General features: G+C 48.6%; 12 protein-coding genes and 6 tRNA genes. 14 read left to right on the top strand and 4 right to left on the bottom strand.

What is annotated here, in order from left to right; translation table 11 throughout:
* Position 1 precedes the first annotated feature (1 nt).
* The 4 genes from HRM2_RS18010 to HRM2_RS17995 all read right to left on the bottom strand — a co-directional run bounded on the left by HRM2_RS18010 (position 2) and on the right by HRM2_RS17995 (position 6,464).
* Positions 2 to 3,193 (bottom strand): hybrid sensor histidine kinase/response regulator, encoded by a 3,192-nt coding sequence (locus HRM2_RS18010; RefSeq protein WP_015905458.1) that lies wholly within the window; start codon positions 3,191 to 3,193, stop codon positions 2 to 4.
* An 86-nt stretch (positions 3,194 to 3,279) separates the two neighbouring features.
* The gene (locus HRM2_RS18005) at positions 3,280 to 4,527 is read right to left on the bottom strand and encodes a peptidase U32 family protein (RefSeq protein ID WP_015905457.1); all 1,248 of its coding nucleotides are present in this window, start codon (positions 4,525 to 4,527) and stop codon (positions 3,280 to 3,282) included.
* A 117-nt stretch (positions 4,528 to 4,644) separates the two neighbouring features.
* Positions 4,645 to 4,719: transfer RNA gene (locus tag HRM2_RS18000), tRNA-Arg, on the bottom strand.
* Between the two features lie 5 nt (positions 4,720 to 4,724).
* The gene (locus tag HRM2_RS17995) at positions 4,725 to 6,464 is read right to left on the bottom strand and encodes a lytic transglycosylase domain-containing protein (RefSeq protein WP_232364070.1); all 1,740 of its coding nucleotides are present in this window, start codon (positions 6,462 to 6,464) and stop codon (positions 4,725 to 4,727) included.
* A gap of 369 nt (positions 6,465 to 6,833) precedes the next feature.
* Here HRM2_RS17995 and HRM2_RS17990 point away from each other — a divergent pair.
* The 14 genes from HRM2_RS17990 (at position 6,834) to rpoB (ending at position 16,480) form a co-directional block, all read left to right on the top strand.
* Positions 6,834 to 6,909 (top strand) — tRNA-Thr (locus HRM2_RS17990).
* A 9-nt stretch (positions 6,910 to 6,918) separates the two neighbouring features.
* Positions 6,919 to 7,003 (top strand) — tRNA-Tyr (locus HRM2_RS17985).
* Between the two features lie 109 nt (positions 7,004 to 7,112).
* A tRNA-Gly gene (locus HRM2_RS17980) sits at positions 7,113 to 7,188 on the top strand.
* Between the two features lie 48 nt (positions 7,189 to 7,236).
* Positions 7,237 to 7,313 (top strand) — tRNA-Thr (locus tag HRM2_RS17975).
* Between the two features lie 27 nt (positions 7,314 to 7,340).
* Positions 7,341 to 8,534, top strand: a complete 1,194-nt coding sequence (tuf, locus tag HRM2_RS17970; RefSeq protein WP_015905455.1) for an elongation factor Tu — start codon at positions 7,341 to 7,343, stop codon at positions 8,532 to 8,534.
* Positions 8,535 to 8,552: 18 nt separating this feature from the next.
* Positions 8,553 to 8,708 (top strand): 50S ribosomal protein L33, encoded by a 156-nt coding sequence (rpmG, locus tag HRM2_RS26185; protein ID WP_015905454.1) that lies wholly within the window; start codon positions 8,553 to 8,555, stop codon positions 8,706 to 8,708.
* A gap of 47 nt (positions 8,709 to 8,755) precedes the next feature.
* A tRNA-Trp gene (locus tag HRM2_RS17965) sits at positions 8,756 to 8,832 on the top strand.
* Between the two features lie 55 nt (positions 8,833 to 8,887).
* On the top strand, positions 8,888 to 9,253 hold the full coding sequence (gene secE, locus HRM2_RS26180) for a preprotein translocase subunit SecE (RefSeq protein WP_041273362.1): 366 nt from the start codon (positions 8,888 to 8,890) through the stop codon (positions 9,251 to 9,253).
* Positions 9,254 to 9,267: 14 nt separating this feature from the next.
* The gene (gene nusG, locus HRM2_RS17955) at positions 9,268 to 9,798 is read left to right on the top strand and encodes a transcription termination/antitermination protein NusG (protein ID WP_015905452.1); all 531 of its coding nucleotides are present in this window, start codon (positions 9,268 to 9,270) and stop codon (positions 9,796 to 9,798) included.
* Positions 9,799 to 9,836: 38 nt separating this feature from the next.
* A complete protein-coding gene (rplK, locus tag HRM2_RS17950; RefSeq protein ID WP_015905451.1) occupies positions 9,837 to 10,259 on the top strand; it encodes a 50S ribosomal protein L11 in 423 nt (140 codons plus the stop codon).
* Positions 10,260 to 10,284: 25 nt separating this feature from the next.
* Entirely contained in the window at positions 10,285 to 10,977 is a 693-nt protein-coding gene (gene rplA / locus HRM2_RS17945) for a 50S ribosomal protein L1 (RefSeq protein ID WP_015905450.1), read from the top strand.
* Between the two features lie 196 nt (positions 10,978 to 11,173).
* Positions 11,174 to 11,695, top strand: a complete 522-nt coding sequence (gene rplJ, locus HRM2_RS17940) for a 50S ribosomal protein L10 (protein ID WP_041273361.1) — start codon at positions 11,174 to 11,176, stop codon at positions 11,693 to 11,695.
* 75 nt (positions 11,696 to 11,770) lie between these two features.
* Complete coding sequence (gene rplL / locus HRM2_RS17935) at positions 11,771 to 12,154, top strand: 50S ribosomal protein L7/L12 (protein WP_015905448.1); 384 nt, start codon at positions 11,771 to 11,773, stop codon at positions 12,152 to 12,154.
* A gap of 120 nt (positions 12,155 to 12,274) precedes the next feature.
* Complete coding sequence (gene rpoB / locus HRM2_RS17930; protein WP_015905447.1) at positions 12,275 to 16,480, top strand: DNA-directed RNA polymerase subunit beta; 4,206 nt, start codon at positions 12,275 to 12,277, stop codon at positions 16,478 to 16,480.
* Position 16,481: the final 1 nt, after the last annotated feature.

The following is a 16,481-nucleotide window of genomic DNA, read 5'->3' as shown; positions in this document are numbered from 1 at the left end:
GTTAAAGGGTTAGATAATTGCGTATCACCTTCATGAGATTTTCCCTGTCAAGCTTGATCTCATAGGTGTCTATGCCCACCTTTTCTCCCTTTGCAATGTGTGCGTCACTGGCAAGGGATGTCAGCGCAATAACGGTATAATGGGAGAATTCTGGATGGTTTTTGATCCGTTCAGTAAGTTCAAAACCGTCCATGTTGGGCATTTCCAGATCCGTCACGATGATGTCGATTTCATCCTTGTGCTTGTTCAGCAGATCCCAGGCGATGGCCCCGTCTTCAGCCGTAATTACCTTGTAGCCCTCTTCGTTCATGAACCCTCTGACCTGATTGCGAAAAAAGGCGGAGTCTTCTGCAAAGAGAATTACTTTCTGACCGCCCTTGGTCATTTCATCGGCGGCAGTCTGTTCTTCGACGAACCAGCCTGGATTCAGCTCTTTGACAATTCCGAATATGTCAACAAGGAGGGTGGTGTGGCCGTCAATGATCATGGAGCCGTTGATGCATTTCTGCTTGAGGGTGGAATCGTCAATATCGAGGAATACCTCCAGGGCATCCACGGGTGGGCAGACCATGAGCCCGATTTCACGATCCTTTACCTTGAAGACAATCACCTCCTGCTGATCCCTTTGGGGAAGACTTCCCACCTGGGTCACCTGGGAGAGTTCGTAAAGGGGAAGAGCCCCGCCCCGATACTGAATTACCTTTTTCCCGCCCACATGTTCAATGGCAGAAGAGGCAATTCTCTCAATTCTTTCCACAAGGTTCAATGGGGCTGCAAAATATTCTGTTTCAGCATTTCTGAACAAAAGCAGGGATGCCTTGTCCTGGGCCATGTTCTGGGCTGCACGGGCCTCCCTTGCCGCTTTGGCAACCCGTTCCGTCTCTGCCATTGTGGTCAGTTCTGCCATCTGGGCAAGGTTTGACACATCAAGGATAAGGGCGACCCTGCCGTCACCCATGATGGTGGCGCCGGCATAACCTGCGCACCGTTTCATGTGTCGGCCAAGGGGTTTTACAACGATCTCTTCTGAATCCTTGAGCTCGTCCACCACAAGTCCGTACTTGTAGGAACCTGCTGAAACAACGGCGATGTTGATGGCGCTTGCCGCATGGAACCGCCGATCAACTCCCTGCCGGTCAAGGGGGGGGGACGGGGTGTCCTTGGCCATGGGGAGACCTGATTCGTTAAGACGGGTGCCCCTTCTGTCGGAAATGGTGTTTCGCCGGTCCGGGCGTTCCGTCTTGTCCTGGGGATCGACGAAGGTTTTCTCAATGCCGAGAACCTTAGCCAGGTCCAGGAGGGGCAGAAGATTTCCCCTGAGGCGGACCACATCCGCGTCTCCTACTTTTTCTATCCTTTCCTTGACCTTGGCCGCAGGAATGCGTAGCAGTTCGTCGAGGTTGACCTGGGGAACGGCATATTTTTCCTTGCCCACTGAAATAATCTGGCTTGGAATGATGGCAAGAGTCAGGGGCAGTTTTATCTGTATGACGGTCCCCTTGCCAGGAGTCGAGTCAATTTCAATGATGCCACCGAGTTTTTCAAGGTTGGTGACAACCACATCCATTCCAACCCCACGGCCTGAAACATCCGTGACTTGTTCCGCCGTTGAAAAGCCGGGTAAGAGGATGAGGTCTGTTTTTTCTTTGTCGGACATCTCCATGACCTGCTGTTCGCTCAATAGTCCTTTGGTCACTGCAGCGTGGGCAATTTTGACCGGGTCCAGCCCCTTGCCGTCATCTGTAATTACGATGTTGACCTGGCCTGCATCGTGGAATGCCTTGAGGGTTATGAGGCCTGTCTGGGGCTTGCCGCATGCCGTTCGTTCATCCGGGGTCTCAATGCCGTGGTCCACTGAGTTTCGAACAAGGTGGGTTAAAGGATCATTTATGGATTCCAGGATTGTCTTGTCTAACTCAACCTCTTTTCCCTCGATCACAAGGTCTATGGATTTTTCAAGCTGCCGTGAAAGGTCCCTCACCACCCGGGTGAATTTGGTGAATATACTTGAAATGGGCTGCATCCTCGTCTGCATGATGGTTTCCTGAAGTTCAGAGGTGATCATGTCGATGCGTTGGCTGGCAAGTTCGGTTGCCTTGGCGTTGGATGAGTTGATTCCCTGTACCAACTGGTTGCGGCTAAGTACCAGTTCCCCTGCCAGGGTCATGAGGGTATCTAGAAGATTTACGTTGACCCGGAGGGAACCTGTAACTTTTGACGGAGACTCCCCCGCTGCTGCAACCGTCTGAGCCTGGTCTTTTGGAGCAGAAACAGATTGGTTCTCGATCTTGTTTGAAATTGGCACGACCTTTTTTTTCTGTGCTGTTTTTTGCCGGGATATCATTGCCTGGGGGTCAGAAAGGATCGGTGCGCTTGAATCTGCCAACATGTCGTCGTCAATGATGTGTATGTTGTCAGCAGGTAGATCGAACAGGGTCTCAGCCATGTCAGGTTCTATAATGGACGCATAAAGGATCTGAAGGGGGATTGTGTGAAATGGTGAATCATCAGCAAGGGTACCCACGGCATTGAAATCGATTCTTGATTCAAGAATGGTTCCGGTTTTTATAAGGGTGTCAAGGGTTTTGGAGAGGGCTTTATTCCGATTGTGGATATCGCTGATAAGGTCGTATTCCACAAGAAAGATAAATTGGCCTTCCATCCTTCGCTGTTCCATGTCTGATTGGTCAACTTGGGAAAAAATTCTTCCATCCGGAAGATGGATGTCCACCATGACCGGTGTTATGTCCTGGTTCTCTTTGTCGGAAGAGGGCTGGGCAATTTCGGAAGAGGGCTGGGCAATTTCGGAAGAGGGCTGGGCAATTTCGGACAGGGCCTTGATGTGCTCTGACACATCCTGATCATTGCTTGACTGTATGTTGTTCATGAGGTTTTCGAGTCTGTCAAACCCCTTGAGCAGTACGCTGATTCGTTCAGAATCTGGAACAAGGGCCATGTTTCTGATAAGATCCAGAACATTTTCAAGGCTGTGGGCCAGGTCCTTGACTGTGGTAAGCCCCATGAAGCCGGCACCACCCTTGATGGAATGTGCCGCCCTGAAAACATTGTTTACTATGTCGAGATCTATGTTTTCACCACCCTCTTCAATGGTTAAGAGGTCACTCTCGATATCGGATAGATGTTCAAGGGATTCTTCAATGTACATCTGCAGGGTTTCATCGTCTTCAAACATGATGCGTCTCCTGAATGGTTAAAACGAATTTACTGAGCATACACTAAAAAGGATAAAATTTTCAACTTAAATTGCGGTGTATTGCGTCAAAGGTCTGTCCGGTTATCACTGGGATCTGCCTTTCTGATTATTCCCGTTGACGGGGCATCAATTTGGATTACCAGGGTAGATCGGGTGTTTGGTTGGCCATGGTCAATGGGGGACATGTTTTTGTCAAGAATTTGTGTGATCAAGGTGCTTGGGTTTATTCCCTGGGGGGTGAGGATCTCGATTGTATCTCCGGGGGAAATTTTATTTCTGACATCAACGGTGATTTGCCTTTTCCCAGGAGAATCGACGATTCTGCCGATAAATCCATGGATCATCCCTTTTCGCAGGTTGTCATAATTGGGCAGGGTCTGGTTCGGATCATTAAAGTAAAATCCTGTGCAATAGCCGCGGTGGTAGAGCTGGGATAGTTCCTGGGTCCATTCTGGATCAAGGGAATAATGGGCAGGATCGGCCGAGTAGCTGTCAATGGCCATGCGATAGGCCTTTACCACCGAGGCAAGGTAGTTAACTCCCTTCATTCGACCTTCGATTTTAAGTGAGTCTATACCGGCGTCCATCAACTCAGGGATGTGGTCGAGCATGCACAGATCCTTTGAGTTGAAGAGGTATGACCCCCGTTCGTCTTCCATGAGTGAATGGTAGTGTCCGGGGCGTTGTTCTTCCACCACAGAGTAGTTCCACCGGCAGGGGTGGGTGCATGCCCCCTGATTGCTGTCCCGGCCTGATAGAAAACTGCTCAACAGGCAGCGCCCCGAGTAGGAGATACACATGGCCCCATGGATGAAGGTTTCGATTTCAAGATCAGAACGCTGCTTGATTTCCCGTATTTCTGTAAGGGTCAGTTCCCGGGCAAGGTTGACCCGTTTGACGCCCACCTTCCCCCAGAAATTGACCGCATTGTAGTTGGTCGTATTTGCCTGGGTGCTCAAATGGATGGGGATTTCGGGGATAATAGTTGCTGCCAGATCGATAATGCCGGGATCGGCAATGATTACGGCATCCGGGTTAAGGTGACCGATCCGTTCAAGAAAGCCAACAATGGCTGCCTGTTCAGGGTTACGAGAATAAATGTTGCACGCAAGGTAAACCTTGACTCCGGCGTGGTGGGCAAAGTCAACGGCCTGTGTCAGCTCCTGGTCGGTAAAGTTGCCGGAAAAATTTCTGAGACTGAAGGCTTTACCTGCCAGGTAGACAGCATCTGCACCAAACTCAATGGCAACCTCGAGTTTTTCAAGGTTCCCGGCCGGGGCAAGAAGTTCTGGTTTTTTAGGGGATGTTTTCATCTTACTATATCAGAAGAGTCCTTGGTTAATGTAAAGCCTTTAAAGGCTGTCTGCGTTGGCCTTAAATCCGGCCAAAAAAAAAGGCCTTCAGTTAAAATCTGAAAGCCTCGTATTTACTGGTGCCCCCGGCAAGAATCGAACTTGCGCACATGGATTAGGAATCCAATGCTCTATCCACTGAGCTACGGGGGCATATCTTATTCGACCAGAAGTTTCTGGCCCGGGTAAATCTTGCTTCTCGACGTAAGATGGTTCAACGAGAGCAGACGATGGAGAGTCATATTATATTTTTTAGCTATTGTAAAGGGATTATCTCCAGATTTTACAAAATGGGTTGAAATACGTTGGGTGCTGGTTTTTTTGGCTGGGATCTTAAGTTCCTGTCCAATGGTGAGGGCAGAGCTCCTGAGATTGTTGGCAGCCATGATGGCCTTTGTGGTTGTTTTGTAGCGACCGGCAATGAGCCAGAGGTTATCCCCCTGTCTCACCATGTACTTTACGGTCTGACTTGGGGGGGTAGCGGCAATTCCATGGGCTGTTTTCTGGGTCGGAGTCGTGTCGGAATTAGGAACCTTGAGGACCTTGCCTGAAACAATTACGGTTTTTTTTGAGATTTTGTTGATCAAAGTCAGCTGGTGAATGGAAGTATGGTAGCGTTTTGCAATTCCAGACAGGGTTTCGCCTTTTCTGACCTTGTGGTAGGCGTAGCGTGTGGGCGGAGTAAATGAGGAGTTTATACTGTCTAATTTTGCAAGAAACAGGCCCGCTTTTTCTGCTGGAATCCTTACTTCGTACTCCTCGGGTGGAAGAAGGGCATATCTGAGTTCAGGGTTCAGATCCTTGAGGAGGCTGGGCTCAACTTGAATTTCCCTTGCAATATCTTTAAGTCGAAGCTGCTTGTTGACGGTGCATATTTCAAATTCAAAAGGCTCTGCAGGGCAAGTGGCATCAAATTTGAACTGATCAAGATTTTTGAGGATGTGGATGGTGGCAAGAAAACGCGGTACATATCGGGATGTTTCCCTTGGTAGTTTCTCGTAAAGATCCCAGAAGTTGTCAAGGTAGTTGATGTTCTGCTGCCTGATGATTCTTAGCACCCTTCCTTCACCGCAGTTGTATGCTGCAAGAACGGTTGCCCAGTCTCCGAACATCCCATGGAGCTCCTTGAGGTATGCAATGGCGGCATGGGTTGATTTGACCGGATCGAGTCGTTCATCAACATAGTAGTCCCGCTTGAGACCAAATTTATATCCGGTGGAGGGAATAAACTGCCACAGGCCCAATGCCCTGGCCGGGGAAAGGGCCCGAACCCTGAATCCGCTTTCGATGAGGGGCAGCCATGAGAGCTCTTCGGGGATCCCGGCTTTTTTGAACTCAGAGGCGATAAAGGGCTGATATCTGCCTGACCGCTTCATGGAATGAATGAAAAAATTTCTTTCAGATCCAGTGAGAAGATTGATTTCCTTTTGAACGTACGCATTCAGGGTAATGGGGATTGCATCGTGGCTGCCCGTGACAACGATGTTCCTCGATGCATAGATCTCAAGTATCCGTTTGGAGATCATGTAACGGATATCTTCCTTCTGCTGGGTGAAAAGGGGGTGGGCATTGGTGTCAAGGTCAAGGATAGCAGCATAGGCTGAATCAAGTTCAGTGAGGGCATTTTCAAGCTCACCTTTTTCCCAGAGAGCCTGGGCAGAATTGCACAGTTCTAACGCCTGATCAATTTTCTCCTGGGCAGCAACTGATCTGGGTGATTTTTTCAGGGAGTTGCGGATTGAATCTGTCCGTTTGCCTGCAGTACCCGTGGCAATTATTGGGTCATGGGTATGCCCCCTGCGCGAGGTTGGCGACTCAAACGGTGTTTCCTGCTCAATCATCGTGATTCCAGGATCGGCAACATTAGAATGATTTTGAAGCGCTGATTGGCAGCCCATGATGACAAATGGTATTATGATAAGGGATTGAATTTTTTTCATGGAATATATATAGTCCCGATATAGGGTTGAAGTGGCTGGAACAGTTTAACTTGTCCATGAATATAAAATTAAAATAGGGGTGTCAAGTAAATATCCGTCACATTATTGGTAAAACGCACCTTTGGCGACTGTCCTTTTTTCATAATCGCTGTTAAATGCAGATAATAGTCGAAAACAGACATAAAAAGAGCTTAGATTGGGTTTTTGAAGCGTAATGGCCCATAATTGTTTGTGGGTATGGTTTTTTAGGGCTTGATAAACCAGGGATCCTCTGCTATTATTCGCCGGTCTTGTCGAGAAGGGGTTTAGATCTTCCCGGCAGGTGATGCCGATATAGCTCAGTTGGTAGAGCATCTCACTTGTAATGAGAATGTCCTCCGTTCGATTCGGGGTATCGGCTCCAAAAAATAATGGTGGGGTTCCCGAGTGGTCAAAGGGATCAGACTGTAAATCTGACGGCCAAGCCTTCGGAGGTTCAAATCCTCCCCCCACCACCATAAAAAGTTCATGTAGGAGATTTGTCCTTGCTTGAGGATGGGTCGCGTACTGCATAGAATGGAAGCTTCAGAAAAGGTGTGTGCCGTGCATGGCTCCCCTTTATTTAGAGCGGGAGTAGCTCAGTTGGTAGAGCTTCAGCCTTCCAAGCTGAATGTCGCGAGTTCGAGCCTCGTCTCCCGCTCCATCCTTTCTATGCAAATCAGTTAGGTGATTACAACTGCTAAAAGATCAGGCCCATGTAGCTCAGTAGGTAGAGCGCTTCCTTGGTAAGGAAGAGGTTCAACGGTTCGAATCCGTTCATGGGCTCCATTCTTTCCGGCGGGAGGAAAATTAAAGATGGCAAAAGAAAAATTTGAGCGGACAAAACCCCATGTCAATATCGGAACCATTGGACATATTGATCATGGAAAAACAACGCTTACGGCAGCAATTACCAAACATGCCGCCCTTAGGGGGTTTGGAAAATTTGTCGCCTTTGACGAGATTGATAAGGCCCCTGAAGAGCGAGAGCGGGGTATTACAATTTCCACCGCCCATGTGGAGTACGAGACGGCCAAGCGCCACTATGCCCACGTTGATTGCCCGGGACATGCTGATTACATCAAAAACATGATTACCGGCGCAGCCCAGATGGACGGTGCAATCCTTGTTGTCAGCGCTGATGATGGACCCATGCCCCAGACACGTGAGCATATTCTGCTGGCCCGTCAGGTGGGTGTCCCGAGTATTGTTGTTTTTTTGAACAAGTGTGATATGGTTGATGATGAAGAACTCATTGAGCTTGTTGAAATGGAACTTCAGGAACTACTGACAAAGTATGAATTTCCAGGGGATGATACGCCCATTGTCAGGGGGAGCGCCCTTAAGGCCCTTGAGGCAGATACTTCGGATGATCCTGCGGCTGAGCCCATACTTAAGTTGCTGGACGTACTTGATGAGTATGTAAAAGAACCTGTTCGGGACACTGATAAAGATTTTCTCATGCCCATTGAAGATGTTTTTTCGATTTCTGGACGCGGAACCGTTGTTACAGGAAGAATCGACCGCGGCATCATCAAGACAGGTGAAGAGGTTGAGCTCGTCGGCATCCGCGATACAACAAAGACCATCTGTACCGGCGTTGAGATGTTCAGAAAACTTCTGGATGAGGGCAGGGCCGGTGATAATGTCGGGCTGCTTCTCAGGGGAACCAAACGGGATGCTGTTGAAAGGGGTCAGGTTGTCGCAAAACCCGGTACTATCACTCCTCACACGAAGTTCAAGGCAGAGATTTATTGTCTGAGCAAAGAGGAAGGGGGGCGTCATACACCGTTTTTCAGCGGCTATCGACCACAGTTTTTTTTCAGGACCACTGATGTTACCGGGGTCTTGTCCCTGCCCGAAGGGGTGGAGATGATCATGCCCGGGGATAATGCAGCCATTACAGCTGAACTCATAGCACCCATTGCCATGGAAAAAGAGTTGCGCTTTGCCATCAGGGAAGGCGGACGAACGGTAGGCGCAGGTGTTATTGGAGAAATAATAGAATAATAATTCAAGGAGTTTCAAGTGCCCAGAGTAAACGTGACTCTTGCATGTACAGAGTGCAAAAGAAGAAACTACACAACGACAAAGAATAAGCGTATAACTCCTGATAAGCTTGAGTTTGAAAAATACTGCAGGTTCTGTAAGAAACACGTGACCCATAAAGAGACGCGCAAGTAAAATCTTACGGGCAGAATCATGCCGATGTAATGTCTGCAGTTTGATGCAGGTCAGTAGCTCTAATTGGTAGAGCGCCGGACTCCAAATCCGGATGCTGGGGGTTCGACTCCCTCCTGACCTGCCATCATTTTTTAAAACGCAGCCTTTAGGCTGACAGGGTAGGCAGATCCAGGAGAGTTATGGCACGGTTGCAAAAGAAGAAGGTGACAACAGATAAAAGCAAAGCCAGGGTACAGGAAGATCAGGATCTGGAACGGGTGAGCGGGGATAAGGGTACTGAGCTTCGTGTGAAACCAGCACCCCAGGTGTTAAAGTCAAAGACACCCCCTCTGACAAACGTTGTAGCCGGACGAGAAAATTTTTACCACCAGGCAGTTCGTTTTTTTCGCGAGGTCCGAGTTGAACTTAAAAAGGTTACCTGGCCAAATCAGAAACAGACTGCCGGTTCAACGGTGGTTGTAATTATCCTCGTGTTTATTCTTGCTGCATTTCTTGGCCTGGTCGATTTTGGTCTTTCAAAGTTGGTGCAGGTTGTTCTTGCATAAATGGGGAGTAGATAGTGTCTCTTAAATGGTATGTGGTTCACGTCTATTCAGGGTTTGAACATAAGGTCAAGCTTGCCTTGGAAGACAAGGTTGCCAACTCCGGATGTGCTGACAGTTTTGATGAGATTCTGGTTCCGACTGAGCACGTTGTGGAACTTGTCAATGGGAAAAAGCGGGAATCCTCACGTAAGTTTTACCCGGGTTATATTCTTGTGCGCATGTCCTTGAACGATGAGACCTGGCATATTGTTAATTCCACGCCAAAAGTGACTGGGTTTCTGGGCGGCAAGAACAAACCGGCTCCCATTTCCGATGCAGAAGCCGCAGCCATTGTTGAGCGAATGGAGCAGGGTAAAAATAAACCCCAGCCCAAATATTATTTTGAACCGGGTGATGATGTACGGGTGACTGACGGGCCGTTTACCAACTTTAACGGAACGGTAGAAGAGTCGAATCCCGACAAGGGAAAGGTTCGGGTCCTTGTCAGTATCTTCGGGCGGGCAACACCTGTTGAACTTGACTTTGTCCAGGTCACAAAGATTTAAATTACGAAACTTTAAAGTGAGTGTCAGGAGTAAATAAGATGGCAAAAAAAGTAATGGCGCTGATCAAACTTCAGGTAGAGGCTGGTAAGGCAAATCCATCACCGCCAATTGGACCTGCACTGGGTCAGCACGGTGTGAACATCATGGATTTCTGCAAGGCCTTTAATGCCAGGACAGCCAATGACGCAGGTTCCATAATTCCTGTTGTTATAACCGTATACCAAGACAGATCGTTTACCTTTATCACAAAGACCCCCCCGGCCTCCATGCTTTTGAAAAGGGCAGCAAAAATCAGCAAGGGTTCTGGTGTCCCTAACCGGGACAAGGTTGGAAAGGTGACCCATGACCAGCTTGTTGAGATCGCGACCTTGAAGATGGAAGATTTGAACGCTGCCGATGTTGATGCAGCTGTAAGTATAATTGCTGGTACGGCCAGAAGTATGGGTATCGAAGTAGTTTAACCGTTAAAGGAGTGAGTGATATAAAATGCCGAAGCACGGTAAAAAATATACGGAAATGTCAAAAAAGATCGATAAGCAGGCTCGCTATGATTTCAATGAAGCTTTAGAGCTCTCACTCGCATCATCCTATGTAAAATTCGATGAAACGGTTGATATTGCTGTGAGACTTGGAGTTGACCCGCGCCACGCAGATCAGATGGTCAGGGGAACCGTAGCCCTTCCCAATGGTCTTGGAAAAGAAGTGAAGGTTCTGGTTTTTGCTAAGGGTGAAAAAGAAAAAGAAGCCCTGGATGCAGGCGCCGACTTTATAGCCGACGAAGAAACCGTTGCTAAGATAAAAGATGGCTGGTTCGGTTTTGACAAGGCAATTGCAACACCTGACATGATGGGAACCGTTGGTAAGCTTGGCAGGGTCCTCGGACCACGTGGATTGATGCCCAATGCAAAGACCGGAACGGTGACCTTTGATGTTGCAAAGGCCGTTGAAGAGCTCAAGGCGGGTAAGATAGATTTCAGGGTTGAGAAAGCCGGTATTATTCATGTGCCCGTTGGTAAGGTTTCCTTTGGTCCTGAAAAACTGGTCGAAAACGTTAAGGCCTTCATCAATATGATCATTGCCCTTAAACCAGCTTCCAGTAAGGGAACTTATCTTAAAACCATAACTGTTTCAACTACCATGGGCCCCGGCGTAAAAATAGATCCCATGTTTACCAAGTAGGGTTCACCAGTCCCCTTCCGGTTGCCGCCATGTCCTTGAACATGGCTTCATATTTATTAATTGTCTGTCAAAGACAGTAGGTGCACATCCTCAAATGTGTATAATCGGCGATGCCGGCCTGCCTAGACAGAAATCTGTTTTGGCACCGTTGGCACCTCTGAAAAAAATGTTGTATTTGGAAAGGAGGTGTAGTTTATTGAATTTATCTAATAAAAAAGAGTTTGTAGCCGATTTTGCGGTTTGCCTAAAGGAAACCCAGATCTCGATTCTTGTGGATTACAAGGGGCTCAATGTTGAATCCATGACCCAGCTCCGGTCAGAGTTGAGAAAAGAGGGTGTTCAGCTGGCTGTTGTGAAGAATACGCTTCTTGGAATGGCGTCCGAGGGTACAGATACCGCTTTGATGAAGGATTTCTTCAAGGGACCCAATGCCATTGCAACCTGCAAGGATGATCCTGTCGCTCCGGCAAGAGTTCTTGTCAAGTTTGCAGAAGATAACGACAAACTTGAGATCAAAGCTGGGACCATGAATGGTAAGGTTCTCTCGGTGGATGATATCAAGGCCCTTGCAAAAATGCCGTCTCGAGAGGTTCTTCTGGCCCAGTTGCTGTCCGCAATGAATGGTGTTCCAACTGGCCTTGTACGGGTTCTTTCCGGTGTCCCAAGGGCATTTATGACGGTTCTTTCTGCTATTTCTGATCAGAAGGAAGCGGCATAGGCTTTAACAACGACCAAACAACGATTAAATCATAGATCTATATAACTCTTCGCAGGGTTATCCAAGGAGAAAGTAATGGCTGATGTCACAAAAGACGATGTAGTTGAATTTATTGCAAACATGAGTGTTCTTGAGCTGTCAGAGCTTGTGAAAGAGCTTGAGGAAAAATTTGGTGTCTCTGCAGCAGCTCCTGTTGCCATGATGGCCGCAGGCGGAGCCGCAGATGCAGGCGCAGCAGCCGAAGAGCAGACCGAGTTTGATGTTATCCTTGAGGCTGCCGGTGATAAAAAGATCGGCGTCATCAAAGAGGTTCGTGCAATTACAGGTCTTGGTCTTAAAGAGGCAAAAGCCCTTGTAGACGAGGCTCCCAAGCCAGTCAAGGAAGGGATTGTAAAGGAAGAAGCAGAAAAGATCAAGGCACAGCTCGAAGCAGCTGGTGCCCAGGTCTCTGTAAAATAGCTGGTGAAGTTTCCAACTATTTGAAAAAATTTGAAGTTATTTACACTCGACGCGGGGGCACGGCCGATACGGCCATGTCTCCGCTTTCACGGTTATAATAAAGCCATATTTGGAGATACCATGACCGGGAGCCTTTTGGCAAGCAAGCGCATACGAAAAGAATTTGGCAGTAAGAGCAGGGTCGTCGACATTCCTGATCTCATAGGGATGCAACGCACCTCTTTTGAACGTTTCCTCCAGAGAAATGTACCGCCTGAAGAAAGGGAAGATATCGGAATTCATCTTGTATTCAAGTCCGTTCTTCCTATTAAAGACTTCACAGGTACCTCATCCCTTGAATATGTCTCGTATTCGTTTGGAGAGACAAAGCATTCCATGAAAGAGTGCATCAGTCGAGGGATGACCTATGAAATTCCCGTTAATATAACCGTAAGGCTCGTTGTTTATGATGTGGACAAGGATGCAGGGGTTACCTCCATTCGGGACATCAAAGAGCAGGAAATTTATTTCGGAACCATTCCTTTGATGACGAAACGTGGTACTTTTATAATTAACGGTACCGAACGCGCTGTTGTCAGCCAGCTTCACAGATCCTCAGGTGTGTTTTTCGACCATGACAAGGGAAAGAGTCATTCCAGCGGAAAGATTATCTATACCGCTCGAATCATCCCTGTCCGGGGATCCTGGATCGATATGGAGATCGACCCCAAGGATATTGTTAATATCCGCATCGACCGACGTCGGAAATTTCCTGTGACCATCCTTTTTAAGGCATTTGGTTACACCAATGAAGACATCTTAAGCTTCTTTTATAAAAAGGAGCAAATTGTAAAAAAAGACGGTATTCTGTTCAAGGAGTTCAACCCCGATAACCTCAAAAGGAACCGGGCAAGTTTTGATATCCTTGATCCTGAAACCGGTGAGGCAGTTGTTAAAAAGGGGCGGTTGTTTACCCTCCGGGCCCTGAAGCAACTCCAGGTTGCCGGTCTCAAGTCCATACCCATCAGTGAGGAGGACATCATCGGCAGGGGGTTTGCCACTTCCGTTGTCCATCCAGAAACAGAGGAGATCCTTGCAAAGGCGGGTTCACTGATTGACCCCGAGGTACTTGAGAAGATTGCTGATGCCGGGATCACTGAGTTCAGCATTCTTTACGTGGACACCTACAGTTCTGACTCCATGCGCAAGACCCTTGCCGTGGACAAGGTTACCAGCCGTGCAGAGGCCCTGATCGAGATTTACAGAAGGCTGAGGCCCGGAAATCCAGCCACCCCCGAGGTTGCCCAGGATTTTATCGATCATCTGTTTTTCAAGCCGGCTTATTACGACCTTTCCAATGTTGGCCGTCTCAAGATGAACCATCGGCTGGGCATGTCAACGGGCATTGACGTGAGAACCCTTCGAAGGGAGGATATTCTGCTTACAGCTGCCACCCTTGTGGAGCTCAAGGATACCCAGGGTGCCGTGGACGACATCGACCATCTCGGAAATCGGCGTGTCCGGGCGGTTGGTGAACTTCTTGAAAACCAGTACAGGATCGGGCTTGTCAGGATGGAGCGGGCCATCAAGGAACGCATGAGCATGCAAGAGGTTGATGCCATGATGCCCCACGACCTTGTCAATCCAAAACCTGTTTCAGCCGTAGTAAGGGAGTTCTTCGGCACAAGTCAGCTCTCCCAGTTCATGGACCAGACCAATCCCTTGTCCGAGACCACCCATAAGCGACGGCTTTCGGCCCTGGGACCGGGTGGCCTTACACGGGAACGTGCAGGCTTTGAAGTCAGGGATGTTCATCCATCCCATTACGGCAGGATCTGTCCAATTGAGACTCCTGAGGGACCCAACATCGGGCTCATTGTATCCCTTTGTACCTACGCAAGGGTCAACGATTTTGGTTTTATTGAAACCCCTTACAGGATTGCAAAAGACGGTGTGGTCTCAAAACAGATTACCCATCTTTCTGCATTTGAGGAAAAAGAACATCCCATCGCCCAGGCAAACGCTGTGCTTGATGATCAAGGTCATCTGATGAACGACCTTGTCACCTCACGGGTGGGTGGAGAGTTTGAGATGGTTGCTAAAAACGACATTGAGTTCATGGATGTCTCTCCGAACCAGCTGGTTTCAGTTTCCGCCTCGTTGATTCCCTTTCTGGAGAACGATGATGCAAACCGTGCACTGATGGGTTCTAACATGCAGCGTCAGGCGGTTCCCCTGATTCGAAGCGAGGCCCCCCTTGTGGGCACTGGCATCGAAGGGGTGGTTGCCCGGGATTCAGGTGTGGCAATTGTGGCTGAGCACGATGGTATTGTTGTTGATGTGGATGCCAAACGGATTGTTGTCAAAAATACTGAAAACGGTAAAGGTTCAGATGACAGGACCGTGACCATATACACGGCTTCCAAGTTTGTTCGATCCAACCAGAATACCTGTTTTAACCATCGACCCATCGTTAAAAAGGGTGACGCCGTAAGAAAAGGCGAGGTCATCGCCGATGGTCCCTCAACTGAAATGGGTGAGCTTGCCCTTGGAAAGAACGTTACTGTGGCTTTCATGCCCTGGGGCGGATACAACTATGAGGATTCCATCCTTGTAAGTGAACGACTGGTCAAGGAAGGGGTATACACTTCAGTTCATGTGGAGGAATTTGAGGTTGTTGCCCGGGACACAAAGCTTGGCAAGGAGGAGATCACCCGTGATATTCCCAATGCCGGGGAAGAGGCATTAAAAGATCTCGACGACAGCGGTATCATCCGCCTGGGTGCCGAGGTCAAGCCCGGTGACATCCTTGTGGGCAAAATCACGCCCAAGGGGGAAACACAGCTGAGTCCCGAGGAAAAACTGCTTCGCGCCATTTTTGGGGAAAAAGCAGGTGACGTTAAAGATACCTCCCTCAGAGTACCCCCCGGGGTTGAGGGGGTTGTGACCGCTGCCAAGGTATTTTCCCGAAGGGGACTTCCAAAGGATGACCGCACAAGACTGATTGAAGATCTTGAGATTGAAAAGCTTGAAAAGGATCGGGACGATGAAGTGCGTATCATCACCGAGACCATCCAGGAGCGTCTTGAAGACATCCTCGCAGGTCAGGCGCTTCAGGCTGTTGTTAAAAAAGGTAAAAAGGTAGTTGTCCCGGCAGGAACGCTGGTAACCCGTGGCCTGTTTGAGGGCATTTCTCTAACCGATTTAATGGGCCTGACTGTTGAGGACTCATCGCTTACGGAAATGGCCCATGTCATCCTTGAAAAGGCTGAGACCCAGATCAAAAAAGCCAGGGAAAACTTCAACAACCAGGCATCCCGGTATGAAAAAGGCGATGATCTGCCTCCAGGTGTGCTCAAGCTGATCAAGATCAACGTTGCCATGAAACGTGTTTTGTCGGTGGGGGATAAAATGGCAGGCCGCCACGGTAACAAGGGCGTAGTCTCCAGGATTCTCCCTGTGGCAGATTTACCTTACTTTGAAGACGGCAGGACCGTCGACATGGTACTCAATCCCCTTGGTGTGCCGTCAAGGATGAACGTTGGGCAGATTCTTGAAATTCACCTGGGGTGTGCTGCCAGGGGCCTTGGTCGCCAGATCGATGATCTCATCTATGAGAAAAAGACCGACGAACTGAGGGCCAGAATTAAGAGAATTTTCACAACTCCTCTTATAAAAACGGGCGAACGGGCAAACAAGGATAAAACACATTATGATTTTTCCTCCCATTACACCGTTGAAAAGAGTATGGCCAAACGGACCAACGAGGAAGAGATTCAATTCGTTGATACCATAGACCATATGGATGACACCGAGTTCCTTGAATTTGCCTCCATGTATAAAAACGGGGTTCACATGGCCACGCCGGTTTTTGATGGTGCGGCCGAGAGCGAGATCAAGTCGCTGATCAGCTATGCCGGTCTTGATCCGTCGGGTCAGTCGACCCTCTACGACGGTCGCACGGGTGAGCCCTTTGACAAGCCCATTACCGTGGGTATCATGTACATGCTCAAGCTCCATCACCTTGTCGATGACAAGATTCATGCCCGGTCGATCGGACCCTACTCCCTTGTGACCCAGCAGCCGTTGGGCGGGAAGGCCCAGTTCGGTGGTCAGCGTCTTGGAGAGATGGAGGTTTGGGCCATGGAAGCCTATGGCGCCGCCCATGCGCTTCAGGAGTTTATTACGGTAAAATCAGATGATATGACGGGAAGGACACGCATGTATGAAAAGATCGTCAAAGGACAGAATGTTCTTGAACCTGGAATGCCTGAATCTTTCAGGGTTCTTACCAAAGAACTCCAGAGTCTGGGTCTGGATATAAACCTTTTAGAAGGGAAAAAATAAG

Source organism: Desulforapulum autotrophicum HRM2, assembly GCF_000020365.1.
GTDB lineage: Bacteria > Desulfobacterota > Desulfobacteria > Desulfobacterales > Desulfobacteraceae > Desulforapulum > Desulforapulum autotrophicum.
The sequence above is the reverse complement of the archived record's forward strand: the minus strand, read 5'-3'. Positions and strand labels throughout refer to the sequence as shown.